Source organism: Thauera sp. JM12B12 (assembly GCF_039614725.1).
In the GTDB taxonomy this organism is placed as follows: domain Bacteria; phylum Pseudomonadota; class Gammaproteobacteria; order Burkholderiales; family Rhodocyclaceae; genus Thauera.
This window is the reverse complement of sequence record NZ_CP154859.1, coordinates 1,017,345-1,035,006: the sequence shown is the minus strand read 5'-3', so window position 1 is coordinate 1,035,006 and position 17,662 is coordinate 1,017,345. Positions and strand designations below refer to the sequence as shown.

At 67.3% G+C, this 17,662-nt stretch carries 13 protein-coding genes; 6 read left to right on the top strand and 7 right to left on the bottom strand.

Annotated features, from left to right (window positions below; all coding sequences use genetic code 11):
- Positions 1-7 precede the first annotated feature (7 nt).
- Together AAG895_RS04525 and AAG895_RS04520 are read right to left on the bottom strand one after the other, a co-directional pair.
- Positions 8-433 carry a hypothetical protein gene (locus AAG895_RS04525; RefSeq protein ID WP_345794364.1) on the bottom strand — a complete coding sequence of 142 codons (426 nt, stop codon included), beginning with the start codon at positions 431-433 and terminating at the stop codon, positions 8-10.
- 19 nt (positions 434-452) lie between these two features.
- Positions 453-1,703 (bottom strand): porin, encoded by a 1,251-nt coding sequence (locus AAG895_RS04520; protein WP_345794363.1) that lies wholly within the window; start codon positions 1,701-1,703, stop codon positions 453-455.
- Positions 1,704-1,930: 227 nt separating this feature from the next.
- Between AAG895_RS04520 and AAG895_RS04515 the strand changes: the two genes are divergently transcribed.
- Entirely contained in the window at positions 1,931-3,010 is a 1,080-nt protein-coding gene (locus AAG895_RS04515) for a flagellar motor protein MotA (RefSeq protein ID WP_345794362.1), read from the top strand.
- A gap of 3 nt (positions 3,011-3,013) precedes the next feature.
- The gene (locus AAG895_RS04510) at positions 3,014-4,138 is read left to right on the top strand and encodes a peptidoglycan -binding protein (protein WP_345794361.1); all 1,125 of its coding nucleotides are present in this window, start codon (positions 3,014-3,016) and stop codon (positions 4,136-4,138) included.
- Between the two features lie 28 nt (positions 4,139-4,166).
- Here AAG895_RS04510 and AAG895_RS04505 read toward each other — a convergent pair whose 3' ends face one another.
- Positions 4,167-4,571, bottom strand: coding sequence for a DUF2721 domain-containing protein (locus tag AAG895_RS04505; RefSeq protein ID WP_345794360.1), 405 nt, complete (start codon positions 4,569-4,571; stop codon positions 4,167-4,169).
- 145 nt (positions 4,572-4,716) lie between these two features.
- Positions 4,717-7,983: a fused isobutyryl-CoA mutase/GTPase IcmF gene (gene icmF / locus AAG895_RS04500; RefSeq protein WP_345794359.1), complete on the bottom strand. Its 3,267-nt coding sequence runs from the start codon at positions 7,981-7,983 to the stop codon at positions 4,717-4,719.
- Between the two features lie 226 nt (positions 7,984-8,209).
- On the opposite strand from icmF, the gene AAG895_RS04495 reads away from it, so the two are divergent.
- The 4 genes from AAG895_RS04495 to AAG895_RS04480 all read left to right on the top strand — a co-directional run bounded on the left by AAG895_RS04495 (position 8,210) and on the right by AAG895_RS04480 (position 12,790).
- A complete protein-coding gene (locus tag AAG895_RS04495; protein ID WP_345795225.1) occupies positions 8,210-9,247 on the top strand; it encodes an AraC family transcriptional regulator in 1,038 nt (345 codons plus the stop codon).
- 154 nt (positions 9,248-9,401) lie between these two features.
- The gene (locus AAG895_RS04490) at positions 9,402-11,492 is read left to right on the top strand and encodes a PAS-domain containing protein (RefSeq protein WP_345794358.1); all 2,091 of its coding nucleotides are present in this window, start codon (positions 9,402-9,404) and stop codon (positions 11,490-11,492) included.
- Positions 11,483-12,211, top strand: a complete 729-nt coding sequence (locus tag AAG895_RS04485) for a response regulator transcription factor (RefSeq protein ID WP_345794357.1) — start codon at positions 11,483-11,485, stop codon at positions 12,209-12,211. The genes AAG895_RS04490 and AAG895_RS04485 overlap by 10 nt, the downstream gene beginning before the upstream one ends.
- 99 nt (positions 12,212-12,310) lie before the next feature.
- Complete coding sequence (locus AAG895_RS04480) at positions 12,311-12,790, top strand: VOC family protein (RefSeq protein WP_345794356.1); 480 nt, start codon at positions 12,311-12,313, stop codon at positions 12,788-12,790.
- A gap of 117 nt (positions 12,791-12,907) precedes the next feature.
- Here the strand turns inward: AAG895_RS04480 and AAG895_RS04475 are convergent, their stop codons facing one another.
- The 3 genes from AAG895_RS04475 to accC all read right to left on the bottom strand — a co-directional run bounded on the left by AAG895_RS04475 (position 12,908) and on the right by accC (position 17,657).
- Positions 12,908-13,777 (bottom strand): neutral zinc metallopeptidase, encoded by an 870-nt coding sequence (locus tag AAG895_RS04475; protein WP_345794355.1) that lies wholly within the window; start codon positions 13,775-13,777, stop codon positions 12,908-12,910.
- A gap of 100 nt (positions 13,778-13,877) precedes the next feature.
- On the bottom strand, positions 13,878-15,281 hold the full coding sequence (locus AAG895_RS04470; RefSeq protein WP_345794354.1) for a lysine 2,3-aminomutase: 1,404 nt from the start codon (positions 15,279-15,281) through the stop codon (positions 13,878-13,880).
- Positions 15,282-15,665: 384 nt separating this feature from the next.
- Complete coding sequence (gene accC, locus AAG895_RS04465) at positions 15,666-17,657, bottom strand: acetyl-CoA carboxylase biotin carboxylase subunit (RefSeq protein ID WP_345794353.1); 1,992 nt, start codon at positions 17,655-17,657, stop codon at positions 15,666-15,668.
- Positions 17,658-17,662 lie beyond the last annotated feature (5 nt).

The window sequence follows — 17,662 nt, the reverse complement described above, 5'->3', positions numbered from 1 at the left end:
TTACGCCCTATGGGTCCAGGCGCAACACGATCTTCACGCGTGGATCGAGCGCATCGGACTCCAGGTGGGCAACCGCGTTGCGATCGGCGAGCACGGCCGCGAGTGCCGCCTCGCTCGATTCCAGGCGCTGGGGCGGCTGCGTGCGCCCGGAGAACCGCAGACGCGCCCAGTAGGCGTTGATCTCGGCCATGTCACGGCCGATCAGGCGCTTGTAGAAACGCTCCCGCAGGGCCTCGACCTCGACGGCCGTCACCGGCACGCCATTGGGCAGCCGCTTCATGCGACCGAGAAAGATGTGCGTCACCTGCTCGCGACTCAGCGTTCCGATCGCGCTGTCGGCATGCGCGACGACGACGATGCCGCCGGCGTGCGCCGACGCTCCCACGAGCACGCCGAGGAGGCCAAGGCACGCCGAGATCGCCGTCAGGATCATGGATTTCCGCATGATCCCCTCAGAACACGAAATCCAGCGACGCCGAGAACAGCATGAACCTGCGCGCACCGGTGCGGTTCCCCGCGTCGTCGAGCAAGGAGGACGAGCGCTTGGCATCGACGCGGTCGAGTTGCAGCTTGAGTGCGGCGTTGGCGCTCAGGTCATAGCGTACGCCGATGCCGGCGGTGTGCTGGTCGTGGCGGACGAAGGCGTTCAGGTTCTCCCAGCCGGCGCGCAACGCATCGATCGCACTCCCCCCGCCCGCCGGCAGTTCGAGGCGGCGCGGCACCGGATCGATGATGCTGCGAGAGTAGGTCAGGAAGGGTTTCCAGTCACCGACGCGGTACGCCGCAGTCGCTCCCAGCCCCCAACCCTCGAAGCCCGGATAGACGGTGACCTTCATGTCGGTGCCCACCAGCTGCAGCGACATGGGGCCGCGCTCCCAGCCGACACCCAGCCCGAGGTAGGACGTACGGGCCGTGGAGGTGATCTCGGCCAGCCGCGCTGCGGCATCGCTCGACAAACCGGCGGCCCCGCGCAGACCTGCGGCGACGGCCTCGTTCTGCCTGTCGCGCGTCGTCATCATGCTGCCCCACGACAGCTTCAGGCTCAGCTCCGGACCAACCCAGTCCAGCGTGGCGCCGAATGTGCGCCCACGCTCGAGGGAATAGACCAGCCCGTTCAGGTAGATGTCCCCCCGCGTGCGTCCGCCGAAGACCTTGAACCGCAGCTGCCCGGGCCCGAGCATCCTCTGGAAGCTGGCGTCCGCACCGTCGAAGGTGTCCAGCGTCAGCCGACCATAGACATCCGCATACGGGCGCACCGTCGTGTAGATGTAGCCGACATGACGCGAATCGCCGTCGAGGTAGATGTCCACCGCCATGCGGCCGAGCCGGAATTCGGCCGCGTCGCTGGGCGCATACTTGATGAAGCCCCAGGTGAGCTGGGGCGTCCAGCGACGATCGACTCCCTGGCGGGCGACCGCCTGCGCCATCAACGACCAGCGTGGGTCGAGCGCCGCATTGACCTGCACGCCGAGCAGGCTGTCGCTGCGCACCTCGAGGTGGCCGGCGCGCGCGCCGCCGCGCTGGTCGATGCTGCGTCGGAAGCGCGTGTCGGGCTCGTCGTGGTACGCGGCGCCGAGCGTGCCGAAACCACTGAAGGACCAGGGTACCGGACCCTGGTCTCCGGCCCCGCCTGCCTGCGCGCATGTGCCCGCGAGGCCGATCACAGCGGCCAGCGCCGCCCGCACCGCAAAAGATCCGCTCATCGTAAGAAACGCACTCTGCATTTGTTGTTTGTGTTGAATGATGCGTCTTCGGGCTTCGGAAACACGATTGCTGCCAATCATCCTGCGTGCGCGACGCCCCGCCATGATCCACATCATGCGGCGCGCGATTTCTTCGGGATTCTGCCGGATTCGCGCTAGACTGCCGGCCTTGCAAGCGCCCGGAATGGGGCAGGGCGAGACGTCACGCACACGGGGAAACGCCAACGATGGAACGCAAGGAATTCACCAAACCCGTCCACGTCACCACCTGGATGGCAGTCTTTCTGGCCCTCGTGGCCGTACTTGCCGCCGCCCTCGTCCCCCAGCTCAAGCACGCCTTCATCGCCAACGCCGCCTTCAATGGCGTCATCCTGTTCGTGCTCGCGGTGGGCATCGTGGTCAACCTGCGTCAGGTCTGGCGCCTGCAGCGCGAAGTGCTGTGGATCGAGGATTTCCGCAGCACCGACGCGGATGCGCTGCAGGGCGGCCTGCGCCCGGTGCTGCTCGCGCCGATGGCGCGCTTGCTGTCGAGCCGCAAGCGCGGCCAGTTCCATCTCTCGCCGACCTCGACCCGATCGATCCTCGACAGCGTGCAGATCCGCCTCGAGGAGCAGCGCGACCTTTCGCGCTACCTGATCGGGCTGCTCATCTTCCTCGGCCTGCTCGGGACCTTCTGGGGCCTGCTCACCACCATCCGCTCGATCGGCGAGATCATCGGCAACATGAGCGTGGGCACCGACCCGGTGGCGATGTTCGAGGCGCTGAAGACCAAGCTCGACGCCCCCCTGGGCGGGATGGCGACCAGCTTCTCGACCTCGCTGTTCGGCCTTGCCGGCTCGCTCATCGTCGGCTTTCTCGACCTGCAGTCGGGCCATGCGCAGAACCGCTTCTACAACGAGCTCGAGGAATGGCTGTCGCACATGACCAAGCTGCCTTCGGGCGTCGGCATGGAGGCCGAGGGCAACGTCCCGGCCTACGTGCAGGCCCTGCTGGAACAGACTGCCGAGAGCATGGAGCGCATGCAGCGCTCCGCGGTCGAGTCCGAGCGCGAGCGTCGCGCCACCGCCGAGCACCTCGGCGAACTCAACAACCAGCTCACCCGCCTCGCCGACCTCATCACCCGCGAATCGCGTGATCTCTCGGCGCTGTCGGCGACGCAGGACGACCTGCGCGGCCTCATCCGCCAGCTCGCGCAGCAGCCGGCCCAGGGCGCGCAGTTCTCCGAGGACCTGCGCGCCGAGTTGCGCCTGCTGTCGCGCACCATCGGCGCCGCCCTCGGCGGCACCGGCACCAACCGGACCGAGTAAGCCATGGCCCGCCTCGCCCGTCGCCGGCCGATGGATTTTTGGCCCGGCTTCGTGGACGCCCTCGCCTCGCTGCTGATGGTGATGGTGTTCGTGATCCTGATTTTCGTGATCGGGCAGTTCGTGCTCGCGGACGCCGTGAGCGGCCGCGACCGCGCGCTCGCCCAGCTCAATGCCGAGCTCGCCGCGCTGGCGCAGACCCTGAGCCTGGAAAAGTCCGCGCGCGCGCGCGCGGACCTGCAGGTGGGCGAACTCAGTGCCTCGCTCGCAGGCTCCGAGCGCGAACGCGAGGCCCTGTCCACCGAACTGCTGACCGCGCGCGACGAACTCCACGCCGCGCAGGATGAAGCGAAGGCGCAGCGCGAGGAGGCCGGCCGCCTCGCCGGCGACATCGCCGCCCTGCAGCGGCTCAAGGCCGAACTCGAGGCCGAAGCCGCGCGCCTCGCCAGCGCGCTCGACACCTCGGAGCGCGGCCTCAAGGAGCAGCAGGAGATGTCGGCCGCCGCGATCGCGCAGGTGGAACTGCTCAACCGCCAGCTCGCCGCCGTGCGCGAGCAGCTCGAGCAGCTCAATGCCGCGCTCGACGCGGCCAAGCTCGCTGCGAAGGACAAGGACCTCAGGATCGAGGAGCTCGGCCGCGAACTCAACCTCGCGCTCGCCGCGCGCGTGCAGGAACTGGCGCGCTACCGCTCGGAATTCTTCGGTCGCCTGCAGGCCGTGCTCGGCGACCGCAAGGACGTGCAGATCGTCGGCGATCGCTTCGTGTTCTCGAGCGAAGTGCTGTTCCCCACCGCGTCCGACGAGGTCAGCGCCGACGGCATGATCCAGCTCACCCGGCTGGCCGAGACGCTCAAGACGCTGTCCGCGGAGATCCCATCCGATCTGCCCTGGGTGCTCCAGGTTGACGGCCACACCGACCGCAGGCCGATCGCTACCGCCCGTTTCCCTTCGAACTGGGAACTCTCCACCGCGCGCGCGCTCGCCATCGTCAAGTTCCTGCGCACGCAAGGCATCCCGCCGCAGCGCCTGGCCGCCACCGGCTACGGTGAGTTCCACCCGCTGGACACGCGCAACACCGAGGAAGCCTACGCGCGCAACCGCCGCATCGAGCTCAAGCTCACCAGCCGCTGAAGCCCCACGGCTGGCCCGGTCGCCTCCGTCAGCCAGGCCGGGCCGTGCGCCCTGCCTGCTCCAGATCCCGCACCACCACGGACAGCGCCTCGGTGGAGATCAGCACCTCGATCAGCGACAGCACCAGCGAGAGGGCGAGGATCACGATGCTGATGCCGAACATCCACTGCCCCACGGCCTGCGCCTCGACGAAGAGCGCGAACATCGACAGTGCGCACAGCAGAAAACTCAGCACGCCGAAGCCCTGCATGTACTGCGTCAACACGATCCGGCGCTTGAGGCCGGGCAACTGGCACTGCACCAGCGGCGCACTGCGGTCGGTGGAGGCATGGAGCTGGCGGATCACCTGCGCCAGGGTCAGAAAGCGGTTGGTGTAGGCGAGCAGCAGCAACGAGATCGCCGGAAAGAGCAGTGCGGGCGTGGTCAGGTTCATGGCGGGTCGGACCGAGGGCGAACGAGCCCGCATTCTAGCCCCCGATTTCAATGGGGTCAGACCCCATTGAAATACTGGGCGCACCAAAAAAAACGGCGCCGAAGCGCCGTATCCCAGTTGGGAGAGGGGGAGGAAACCTGTCTGCTTACATGCTGCGGCGATACTGACCACCGACCTTGTACAGCGCCTCGGTGATCTGGCCGAGCGAGCAGTAGCGCACCGCATCGACCAGCACCTCGAACACGTTGGTGTTGGCGATCACGGCCTGCTGCAGCTTGGCCTGCCACTTCGGGGCCTCGGCCTTGTTGCGGGCGTGGAAATCGGCGAGGCGCTTCAGCTGCGACTGCTTCTCTTCCTCGGTCGAGCGGGCAAGCTCGATCTCCTGCTGGGCCTGCCCCTTCGGGTTGAGGAAGGTGTTCACGCCGATGATCGGGTAGGAGCCGTCGTGCTTCTTGTGCTCGTAGTAGAGCGACTCCTCCTGGATCTTGCCGCGCTGGTAGCCCGTCTCCATCGCGCCGAGCACGCCGCCGCGGCTGGCGATGGCCTCGAACTCCTTGAGCACGGCCTCTTCGACGAGGTCGGTGAGCTCCTCGATGATGAAGGCGCCCTGGTTCGGGTTCTCGTTCTTGGCCAGGCCCCACTCGCGGTTGATGATGAGCTGGATCGCCATCGCGCGGCGCACCGACTCTTCGGTCGGCGTGGTGATCGCCTCATCAAAAGCGTTGGTGTGCAGGCTGTTGCAGTTGTCGTAGATCGCGATCAGCGCCTGCAGGGTCGTACGAATATCGTTGAAGTCCATTTCCTGCGCGTGCAGCGAGCGGCCCGAGGTCTGCACGTGGTACTTCAGCTTCTGGCTGCGCTCGTTGGCGCCGTACTTGTTCTTCATCGCCACCGCCCAGATGCGGCGGGCGACGCGGCCGATCACCGAGTACTCGGGGTCCATGCCGTTGCTGAAGAAGAAGGACAGGTTGGGCGCGAAGTCGTCGATGTGCATGCCGCGCGCCAGGTACGACTCCACGTAGGTGAAGCCGTTGGACAGCGTGAAGGCGAGCTGGCTGATCGGGTTCGCGCCGGCCTCGGCGATGTGGTAGCCGGAGATCGACACCGAGTAGAAGTTCTGCACCTTGTTATGGACGAAGTACTCCTGGATGTCGCCCATCATCTTCAGCGCGAACTCGGTGCTGAAGATGCAGGTGTTCTGACCCTGGTCTTCCTTGAGGATGTCGGCCTGCACCGTGCCGCGCACGGTCGACAGCGTCCACGCCTTGATCTTGGCGTACTCGTCCTCGGTCGGGTCGCGGCCGTTGTCGGCCTTGAACTTGGCGACCTGCTGGTCGAGCGCGGTGTTGAAGAAGAAGGCGAGGATGATCGGCGCCGGGCCGTTGATCGTCATCGACACCGAGGTGGTCGGCGCGCACAGGTCGAAGCCGTCGTACAGCACCTTCATGTCGTCGAGCGTGGCGATCGACACGCCGGAGTTGCCAATCTTGCCGTAGATGTCGGGGCGCAGGTCGGGGTCGCAACCGTAGAGGGTCACCGAGTCGAAGGCGGTCGACAGGCGGTGCGCCGGCATGCCCTCGGACACCTTCTTGAAGCGGCGGTTGGTGCGGAACGCATCGCCCTCGCCGGCGAACATGCGGGTGGGGTCCTCGCCCTCGCGCTTGAACGCGAACACGCCGGCGGTGTAGGGGAAGGAGCCGGGAACGTTCTCCTTCATCAGGAACTTGAGGGTCTCGCCCTCGTCCTCGAAGTTGGGCAGCGCCACCTTGCGGATCTTGCTGCCGGCCAGCGAGGTGTGCGTGAGCTGGGTGCGGATCTCCTTGTCGCGGATCTTCACCACGTACTCGTCGGCAGCGTAGAGCGCCTTCTCGGTCGGCCACTGCTCGAGCAGCTTCCTGGCCTGCGGGGTGAGCTCGCCGTCCTTCCAGTTGATCAGCTCGTCAAACGAGCCAGCGTCCTTGCCGCACTGCTCGAACAGCCCCTTGGCGATCTTCAGCGACTGGCGCTCGCGCGCGACACGGGCCTGCTGCTCGACGTGCTTGTGGTAGCCGCGGACGGTGTCGGCGATCTCGGCCAGGTAGCGGGTGCGGTCGGCGGGGACGATGGCGCGGCCTTCGGACGAGGCCTTCACGCTCACCACCGGCAGCTTGCTCTTGGCGACCTTGAGCCCCTTGCCCACCAGCGCCGGCAGGATCGCCTGGTACAGCGCGGTGACGCCGTCGTCGTTGAAGCGCGCCGCCATGGTGCCGAACACCGGCATCTCTTCGGGGCGCTGGCTGAACAGCTCGCGGTTGCGCTGGTACTGCTTGGCGACGTCGCGCAGCGCGTCCTGCGCGCCCTTGCGGTCGAACTTGTTGATGGCGACGAAGTCGGCGAAGTCGAGCATGTCGATCTTCTCGAGCTGGCTCGCGGCGCCGAACTCGGGCGTCATCACGTACAGCGACAGATCGACGAAGGGCACGATCGCGGCGTTGCCCTGGCCGATGCCGGAGGTCTCGACCACCACCAGGTCGAAGCCCGCCAGCTTGCACGCGGCGATGACCTCGGGCAGCGCGGCCGAGACCTCCGAGCCGGTGTCACGGGTGGCGAGCGAGCGCATGTAGATGTTGTCGTGCTCGATCGCATTCATGCGGATGCGGTCGCCGAGCAGCGCGCCGCCGGTGCGCTTGCGCGAGGGGTCGATCGACACGATGGCGAGCTTGAGCTTGTCGTCCTGGTCGAGACGGAAGCGGCGCACCAGCTCATCGGTGAGCGAGGACTTGCCCGCGCCGCCGGTGCCGGTGATGCCCAGCGTCGGCACCTTGGTCTTGGCCGCGGCCTCGATCAGCGCCTTCTTGACGTCGTCGCCGTAGCCGCCGTTTTCCAGCGCGGTGATGATCTGCGCCAGCGCACGGCGGTCGCCGGCGGCGAGCGCCTTGAGCACGGCGTCGGCCTTCTGCGGCGCGGCCTTGGTGATGTCGACGTCGCAGCGCTCGACCACGCTGTTGATCATGCCCTGCAGGCCCATCTTGGCGCCGTCTTCGGGCGAGAAGATGTGGGTGACGCCGTACGCGTGCAGTTCCTTGATCTCGGCCGGCACGATCACGCCACCGCCGCCGCCGAACACCTTGATGTGCTCGCCGCCGTTGGCCTTGAGCAGATCGATCATGTACTTGAAGAATTCGACGTGGCCACCCTGGTAACTCGTGATGGCGATGCCCTGCACGTCTTCCTGCAGCGCGGCATTGACGATCTCGCCCACCGAGCGGTTGTGGCCGAGGTGGATGACCTCGGAGCCGGTCGACTGCAGGATGCGGCGCATGATGTTGATCGACGCGTCATGGCCGTCGAACAGGGCCGCGGCGGTGACGAAACGCACCTTGTTCTTCGGCTTGTAGGGCGACAGCTTGTGCGCAACGCTCAGGTCGGTCATGTGATCGTCTCCGGTTGGGATGAGCTAACCCTGCAATCTTAGAAGGCGCCGGAGGCGTTGGCCATTGCGCTTGCGGACGTCGATCATGCAAAATCCGCCAATCTTTGACGTGTCCAAGCTTGGCATGGCACAACCCGACAGCTCGCTCTCGCCCCCCCTCGGCGAAACCCCCACGCCGCCGACGCCCGATACCGTGCGCGCCGGGCGCAGGCGCGCGACCGTGGCCATGGGCTTCGTCACCGGCATGCTCGCCGGGTTCCCCCGTCGCGGACTGGATCCGGCCCCGCTGCTCGCCGAGGCCGGCATTGACCTTGCAGATACCGCCAGCCGTATCCCGGTGGAGCGCTACGCCGTGCTCTACAACCTTTGCATTGACGCGCTCGCCGACGAAGCCTTCGCGCTGCTGCCCCAGCCCATGCCGCGCGGCAGCTTCGAGTTCCTCTGCCGCGGCATGCTCGGCGCCCCCACGCTCGGGGAGGCCCTCGAGCGCGCCATCCGCTTCCTGCGCATCGTATTGCCGGGCTTCCGGATCACGCTGCGGCGCGAGGGCGCCCGCGCCGAACTCCTGCTCGAGGACGCCGGCAGCCTTGGAGGCGAGCGCGACGCGGCCGCGCGGGTGTTCGCCTACGAGTGGCTGCTGCGGCTGCTGCACGGGGTCGCGAGCTGGTTCGCCGGCCGCGGGCTGGCCCTGGACGACGTCAGCTTTCCCTACGCCCGCCCGGCGCACGCCGAGGACTACGCGCTGGTGTATACCGAGCACTCCAGCTTCGATGCGCCGCGCTTGACCGCGCGCTTCAAGTCGAACCTGCTCGAGTTGCCGCTACGCCGTGACGAGGCCGCGCTCGCCGGCTTCCTCGACAACGCACCCGGCAAGATCTCGATGCTCTATCGGCGCGACCGCGAGATGGTTTTCCGCGTCCGCGACCTGCTGCGCGCCGCCTTGCCCACCAACCTCGCTCTGGAGGACGTGGCCGACCGCCTGCACCTGTCGCCGCGAACCCTGCACCGCCGGCTGGAGGAAGAAGGCTCGAGCTTTCGCACCATCAAGGAAGCGACGCGGCGCGACATCGCCTACGCCCGCCTCACCAAGACCACCGACCCGATCGCCCGCATCGCCGCCGATCTGGGCTACGCCGACACCTCCACCTTCTACCGTGCTTTCGTGGCCTGGTCCGGCGTATCCCCCGAACGCTTCCGCCAGCAGCTTGCGCAGCGCGCCCCCCGACGCGGCGCGGCCGCCGACCACGCGGATCGGGCGCGCTGATTCGCGGGGCGAGCCGGCGTGGCGGAACGCAAAAGTTCCGTTGACGTGAACGTCAACAATTCGCCACCATCCCGACCGCGCGACGAAGTGCGCTGCCCTCTGCGCGGCTTTGTGCAAAGATCACACGGACAAGAACCACGACGGAGACAGCCCCATGGCGAAAGCCGATCAGGAAGGTCTGCCCTATTCCGCCCTGTCGCCCGAGCAGCGGCGGCGCTACGACCTGCTGCTTGCCGGGCTCGACCTCCTCGACCAGGCGATCGCCGTGTTCGACGCCACGCCCAAGCTGGTCACCTGGAACAAGGCGCTGTTGCGCCTGCTCGACTTTCCCGAGTCACTGGTCCGGGTGGGTACGCCTTTCGAAGAGTTCGTGCGCTTCAACGCCGAGCGCGGCGAGTACGGCCCGGGTGACATCGAGACCCTGATCCGCGAGCGCATGGCCGCTGCGCGGAGCTTCCAGCCTCACTACGTCGAGCGCGCACGGCCCAACGGCCGCATCCTCGCCGTGCGAGGCGTTCCCATTCCCAACCTCGGTTTCGTGTCGCTGTGGACCGACATCACCGAGCAGCGCCGCTACGCCGAGGTGATCGAGCAGCAGAATGCCCAGCTCGAGGCGCGGGTGCGCGAGCGTACCGCCGAACTCGAGGCCGCCAACCTGCGCCTGGAGCAGGCCAACATCGAGATCGACGACATCGCCGATGCCCTGCGCCGCAGCGAGAACCGCCTGCAACTGATCATCGACTCGATCCCGGCGCTGATCGCCTACGTCGACCGCGACGACATCTACCGCTTCGTCAACCGCGGCTATGCGGACTGGTTCGGCCTCGCCAAGGACTCGATCACCGGGCGCAGGATCGTGGATGTGTTCGGCCGCGAGACCTTCGAGCAGATCCGCCCGCACCTGGACCGTGCCCGCGAGGGCGAACAGGTGAGCTACGAATACGCGCGCCAGCGCACCGACGGCCGCACCGTGTATGCGCGCAGCGTGGTCGTCCCCGACCTCGACGCCGACGGCCGCACGGTGGGCTTCTTCGTCATGTCGACCGACATCACCGAACAGCGCGCCAGCCAGGCCGCCCTCGTGCAGGCGCAAAAGATGGAGGCCGTGGGCCAGCTCACCGGCGGCCTCGCCCATGACTTCAACAACCTGCTCACGATCATCATCGGCAACCTCTCGGCGCTCCAGCAGCGCATCGGCAGCGGCGCGGGCGCCGAGTTCGTCGACCCGTCCCTGCAGGCGGCCCGCCGCGGCGCCGAGCTGATCCGCCGCCTGCTCACCTTCTCCCGCCGGCAGACGCTCGAGCCCACCGCGGTGGAAGTCGGCGCCCTGGTGCACAACATGACGCACCTGCTCGCCCGCACCCTCGGTGAAAACATCCGCATCCACCTGCGCCTGCCGGCCGACCCACTGCACGCCCTGGTCGATCCGCACCAGCTCGAGAACGCGATCCTCAACCTCGCCATCAACGCGCGCGACGCCATGCCGGAGGGCGGCGAGCTCACGATCGCGGTCGCGCAGCGCCAGCTCGATCCCGCCCTCGCCAAGGTGGGCGAACTGCCACCCGGCGACTATGTGCAGATCGACGTCAGCGACACGGGCAAGGGGATCGAGCCGGCGGTGCTGCAGCGCGTATTCGAGCCCTTCTTCACCACCAAGCCCTTCGGCGGCGGCAGCGGGCTCGGCCTGTCGATGGTGTATGGCTTCGTACGCCAGTCGGGTGGAAACATCCGCATCCGCAGCACGCCCGGGGTCGGCACCCATGTGCGCTTCGTGCTGCCGACGACGAGCGCGCGAGCGATCGTCGAGCGCGCCGCGCCGGCAGCCGTGCCGGAGTCGCGGCCCGCGCTCGACGGCCCGGTGCTGCTGGTCGAGGACGAGCCCGAGGTGCGCAAGGTGGTGCGCATGCAGCTCACCGGGCTGGGCTACGTGGTCATCGAGGCCGCCAACGGCGTCGAGGCGCTCGGCTTGCTCCAGAACGTCAGCGACATCGCCCTGCTGGTGAGCGACACCGTGATGCCGGGCGGCATCGGCGGGCGCGAACTCGCCCGCCGCGCGCGCGCCCTGCGCCCACGGTTGCCGATCCTGCTGATCACCGGCTACGCCAGCGAAACCACGCCGGTCGACGGCCTCCCGGGCGACGTCCCCACGCTGCGCAAACCCTTCGACCAGCAGGCCCTCGCCGCGACGCTGTCCGCACTGTTGAGCCCTACCCTCGCCAAGGAGTCCGAGCCGCAATGCCCCTGAGTACTCACGACGCCAGCCAGCCGATCATCTTCGTGCTCGAGGACGACCCGGAGATCGCCCGCCTCATCTGCATGAGCATGGGCGAGTACGGCTTTCGCTGCGAACACCTCAGCACCGGAAGACAACTGCTCGCCCGCGCCCGCCAGTCCGCGCCCGACCTGTGCATCGTGGACCTCGGCCTGCCCGACATGGACGGCATGCAGGTGGTGCGCGAACTCCAGGACGGCAGTCCGTGCGCCGTACTGATCCTCACCGGTCGCAACGACGTCACCGACCGGGTGCTCGGCCTCGAGCTGGGAGCGGACGACTACATCGTCAAGCCCTTCGAACCGCGGGAACTCGTCGCCCGCGTGCGCTCGATCCTGCGCCGCTATCAGCGCTCGGCGGCCGCCGACACGACGGTCGAGCGCAACACCGCGCGTTTCGCCGGGTGGACCTTCGATGCCAGCCGCCACGCCCTCACCGCCCCCGACGGTCGCGAGATCTCCTTGTCGGCGGCAGAGGCCGGCCTGCTTGCCAGCCTGCTGCGACGCCCGAACAAGATCCTCTCGCGCGAACAATTGCTCGGCGAGCGCGACGTCGACCCATTCGACCGCAGCATCGACGTGCGTATCTCGCGCCTGCGCCGCAAGCTCGACGACGATCCGCAGAACCCGCGCCTCATCAAGACCGTCTATGGCGCGGGCTATCTTTTTGCCGCCCAGGTGGACTGGCGGTGATGCCCGCGACGTCTCCGGCGGGCGCTACCGGCCGGTCGACACGCCTTGCGCCGTCGCTATAATTATGCATTCTTAACGCCAACCACCCAGGAAGCAGCCATGTCCCAGCGTCCGTTCAAGATCCTCGGCATCCAGCAGATCGCCATCGGCGGTCCGAGCAAGGAGAAGCTCAAGACCCTGTGGGTCGACATGCTCGGCCTCGAAATCACCGGCAACTTCGTCTCCGAGCGCGAGAACGTGGACGAGGACATCTGCGCCATGGGCAGCGGCCCGTTCAAGGTCGAGGTCGACCTGATGCAGCCGCTCGACCCCGAGAAGAAGCCCGCAGTGCACACCACCCCGCTCAACCACGTCGGCCTGTGGGTGGACGACCTGCCCAAGGCCGTGGAATGGCTGGGCGCCAACGGCGTGCGCTTCGCCCCGGGCGGCATCCGCCGCGGCGCGGCAGGCTTCGACATCACCTTCCTGCACCCCAAGGGCAACGAGGAGTTTCCGATCGGCGGCGAAGGCGTGCTGGTGGAACTCGTGCAGGCGCCGCCGGAAGTGGTCGAGGCCTTTGCCCGCCTCGCCGGCAGCTGAGCCTCGGCCGACTCGCAACGGGCGCGGCCCCGCAGCCGGGCCCACCGCTCTTTGCCGGCAGGCGCCCGGAAATGGGGGTGCGCGCGGCGTGCATCGCGCTGACGGGTCGGCCCGGCTTCAGAGCGCGGCGACCGAGAAGGTATCGCAGCTGCGCAGTTGGCCGGTGTCGAGGCCGGCGCGAAACCAGCGCACGCGCTGCGCCGCGCTGCCGTGGGTGAAGCTGTCCGGCACCGCATAACCTTGTGCGCGCTTCTGCATGCGGTCGTCTCCCACGGCGCTCGCCGCAGCCAGCCCCTCCTCGACGTCGCCCGCCTCCAGCACCTGACGCGCGCGATGCGCGTGGTGCGCCCACACCCCGGCGAGGCAGTCGGCCTGGAGTTCGAGCCGCACCGACAGCAGGTTGGCCTCGCGCTCCGAGACGCGTTGACGGGCCTGCTGCACCTTGTCCGATATGCCGAGCAGGTTCTGCACGTGATGGCCGACCTCATGCGCAATCACGTAGGCCTGGGCGAAATCGCCCGGCGCGCCGTAGCGGTGGTGGAGTTCGTCGAAGAAGGCGAGGTCGAGATACACCTTGCCGTCGGCGGGACAGTAGAAGGGCCCCATCTCCGCCTGACCCACCCCGCAGGCGCTGCGCGTGGCACCTGAGTAGAGGACCATGCCTGGTTCGCGGTACTGCGCACCGCCAGCCTGGAAGATCGGCCCCCACGTATCCTCGGTGTCGGCGAGCACCATGGCGACGAAACGTGCGGCTTCGTCCCCCGCTGCCGAGCGCGGGCGCGCGGGCGCGGCTGACTCGACGGCCGGCGGCGACATCATCTCGCTGGTGTTGAGCACCACGCCCGGGTCAATGCCGAAGTACATGGCGATCAGCGCCAGGACGATGGTGCCGATGCCGATCCTGCGGCCTCCTCCGCCCAGCCTTCGTCCGCCCTGGCCACGGCGGTCCTCGACGTTGCGGCTTTCCCTGCCGTTGCGAAAATCCATGTCGGCCGCCTCCTGCTCGGATCGATGAGCGGATCATAGCAGCCCGGAAACGAGGAGGGCCCGCACATGCGGGCCCTCCTCCGTCCCTACGCCGCCCGGATCAGGCAGCGCCCAGGCGGTCTTCGCGGATGGCCTCGTACTCGTCCTGCCAGAACCACTTCTGCTCGCCGAAGGCGGGCACGAGCTGATCCAGCCAGGTGGCCTTGTCGTCGTACTTCGCAAAGAAGGGACGCTGCACCCAATCGGGGTTGCGACCCTGGATGAAGCGCAGCACGAACACTTTCTCGCCGGCGATCTCGGTGATGCCCTGGATCTCGACCTTCCCGGGGCTCGCGCTCATGCTCGGGCCGCGCGCGGTGCGCGCCAGGCCGGAGACCTGCTGGATCGCCTGCTGATAGATCTCCCAGGCGCGCACCAGCGGCACCTCGAAGTACGCACGTGCGCCGGTGTCGCGCTCGACGAACATGTAGTACGGCACCAGGCCGAGCTTGACTTCCATGCGCCACATCTTCGCCCACACCGCCGGGTCGTCGTTGATGTGCGCGACCAGCGGCCCTTGTGCGCGAATCACGGCGCCCGTGCTGCGCACACGGCGGATGGCGGCCTGCGCAGCCTCGGTGTCGAGCTCCTTCCAGTGGTTGTAGTGCGCCATCAGCGCCACGTGCTTGCCACCCTCGACGAGCTGCGTGAGCAGGCGGATGAGGTCGTCGGCGTCCTCCGCGCCCAGGAAGCGGTGCGGCCAGAAGGTCAACGCCTTGGAACCGATGCGGATGGTCTGGATGTGGTCGAACTCGGGCTGCAGCAGCGGCTCGAGGTAGTCACGCAGGTGACGGCTCTTCATCACCATCGGATCGCCACCGGTCACCAGCAGGTCGGTGACTTCGGTGTGCCGGCGAAGATAGTCGTGCAAGGCGCTCGCTTCGGAAGAGGCGATGCGCAGCTCCTTGTCGCCGACGAACTGCGCCCAGCGGAAACAGAAGGTGCAATAGCTGTGGCAGGTCTGACCCTGGCTGGGGAAGAACAGCACCGTCTCGCGGTACTTGTGCTGCATGCCGTCGAGACGGTTGCCGTGCTCGTCGAGCGGCATGTTCATCTGCATCTGGTCGGCAGGATGCGGATTGAGGGCATGGCGTACTTCGGCGATCGCCTGCTCGAGCTCGTCCTTGGGCGCCGCGCGCTCGATCAGGCCGGCAATGCGCTCGAAATGCTCGGGAGCAAGCATGCCGCGCTGCGGAAAGGTGAGCTGGAAGATCGGATCGGCAGGGATGTTGCGCCAGTCGATCAGTTCGTCGATGACGTACTGGTTCACGCGGAACGGCAGCACCGAAGACACCACCTTCATCTCGAAGCGTTGCTCGGGCGTGAGGCTGGCAAGTTGCGGGATGCGATCGAGGTCGCGCTGCGTGTAGACCTTGAACGGCACGGGTCCGAACGGGCCGGCCGCCGCCTCGGGCGTCTCCACACGCGGGTTCAGGGCCTTGAGAGCATGCACTTGAGCGCTCATGAAACGTCCTCCTGGTCTGATCTTCGTATTTGCCGGGCACACGCGTTTGCGCAGCCCACGGCGCCGCGACCGGATGGCGGGATGTCATCCGTGAGGGGTCGACGGCTTTCTTGTGGACGGGTCCGCACGTGATGGGGCCGCACGGCGACCCTGGACCCGGACTACATGCTCCCGAGAAGCGGGAGCGGGGTGACGGCCCGGATAATAGGCCGGCAATTTAATTTGTGCAAATACGACAAGCCTGCCTGGAGAAAGGTTCCAGGCAGATCACCCGCAGCGCGGCGATAAAAAAAGGCCTGCTTGCGCAGGCCTTGTGCCGACAGGCACCCGGGCTCGCAGCCCGGGTCTCCCTCCCCATCGATCAAAACGCTTGAGTGGTGGTGCTCACTCGAACTCGATGATCACCTCGTCCACCGACAGGCTGGCCCCCGGCCTGGCAACGATCTTCTTGACCTTGCCGTCCTGCTCGGCCTTGAGCAGGTTCTCCATCTTCATCGCCTCGATGACGGCGAGCTTCTCGCCCGCCTTCACTTCCTGGCCTTCGGCCACGGCGACCTCGCGCAGCAGACCCGGCATCGGCGACAGCAGGAACTTCGACATGTCGGGAGGCAGCTTCTCGGGCATCAGCGACAGCAGGTGGGCGGCGCGCACCGTCATCACCATCGGCTCGACCTGCAGGCCAAAGTGCGAGATGCGGTAGCGCAGGCCGCGGCGCTCGATCTGCAGGCCGATCGGTGCGCCGTTGACCATGCCGCTGAACAGCAGGTCGCCGAACTTCCAGTCGGACACGATGTTGTAGGTCTTGCCGCCGTGAGTGACGGCGAGGCCGCCTTCGATCGCCCGGGTGTTCATCGGGTACTGCTTGCCACCCATGACCACCACCCACTCGCTGGCCACCTTGCGGCCATGGCCTGCGAGCTGGCCCTCGATCTGCACCGCGCGCTCGATATAGCGCATGCGGGCGAAGGTGGCGACGGCGGCGAGCAGGGCCGGGTCGTCGTGCGGCACCATCGAGGCGTCGAAGCCCTGCGGGTATTCCTCGGCGATGAAGCCGGTGTTGAAGTTGCCCGAGCAGAAGCGCGGGTGCTGCAGCAGCGCGGCCTGGAAGGGGATGTTCGAGCTGATGCCGCGGATCACGAAGTGGTTCAGCGCGTCGCGCATGCGCTCGATGGCCTGCTGGCGATCCTTGCCGTGCACGATGAGCTTGGCGATCATCGAGTCGTAGTACATCGAGATCTCGCCGCCTTCATAGACGCCGGTATCGACGCGCACCTGGCCCGGCACCTCCTGCGGCGCCTGGAACTTCACCAGGCGGCCGGTGGAGGGCAGGAAGCCGCGGAACGGGTCTTCGGCGTTGATGCGGCACTCCATGGACCAGCCGTTGATGCCGACGTCGGCCTGCGCGAGCGGCAGCTTCTCGCCGTAGGCCACGCGGATCATCTGCTCGACGAGGTCGAGCCCGGTGATCAGCTCGGTGACCGGGTGCTCGACCTGCAGGCGGGTGTTCATCTCCAGGAAGTAGAACTCCTTGGTCGCGCCGCTGACCACGAACTCCACCGTACCGGCCGACTCGTAGTTCACCGCACGCGCCAGCGCGACCGCCTGCTCGCCCATCGCCTTGCGCATCGCCGGATCGACGAAGGGGCTCGGCGCCTCCTCGATGACCTTCTGGTGGCGGCGCTGGATCGAGCAGTCGCGCTCGTTCAGGTACACGTAGTTGCCGTGCGAGTCGCCCAGCACCTGGATCTCGATGTGACGCGGCTCGAGCACGTACTTCTCGATGAAGACGCGGTCGTCGCCGAAGGCGTTCTTCGCTTCATTGACGCAGGAGGCGAAGCCTTCGTGCGCCTCCTTGTCGTTGAAGGCCACGCGCAGGCCCTTGCCGCCACCGCCGGCGGAGGCCTTGATCATCACCGGGTAGCCGATCTTCTTGGCGATCTCGACCGCCTCGTCGGGGCCGGAGATGGCATCGTTGTAGCCGGGGATGGTATTGACGCCGGCCGCGATCGCGAGCTTCTTCGACTCGATCTTGTCGCCCATCTTGGCGACCGAGTAGTGCTTCGGACCGATGAACTTGATGCCCTCCTCTTCCAGGCGGCGCGAGAACTCCGCGTTCTCCGACAGGAAGCCGTAGCCCGGGTGCACCGCTTCGGCGCCGGTCTGCTTGCAGGCGGCGATGATCTTGTCCATCACCAGGTAGGACTCTTTGGACGGCGCCGGGCCGATGCACACGGCCTCGTCGGCCAGCTCGACGAAGAGTGCGTCCTTGTCCGCCTCCGAGTGCACGGCGACGGTGGCGATGCCCATCTTGCGGGCGGTCTTGATGACGCGGCAGGCGATTTCACCGCGGTTGGCGATCAGGATTTTCTTGAACATGTATG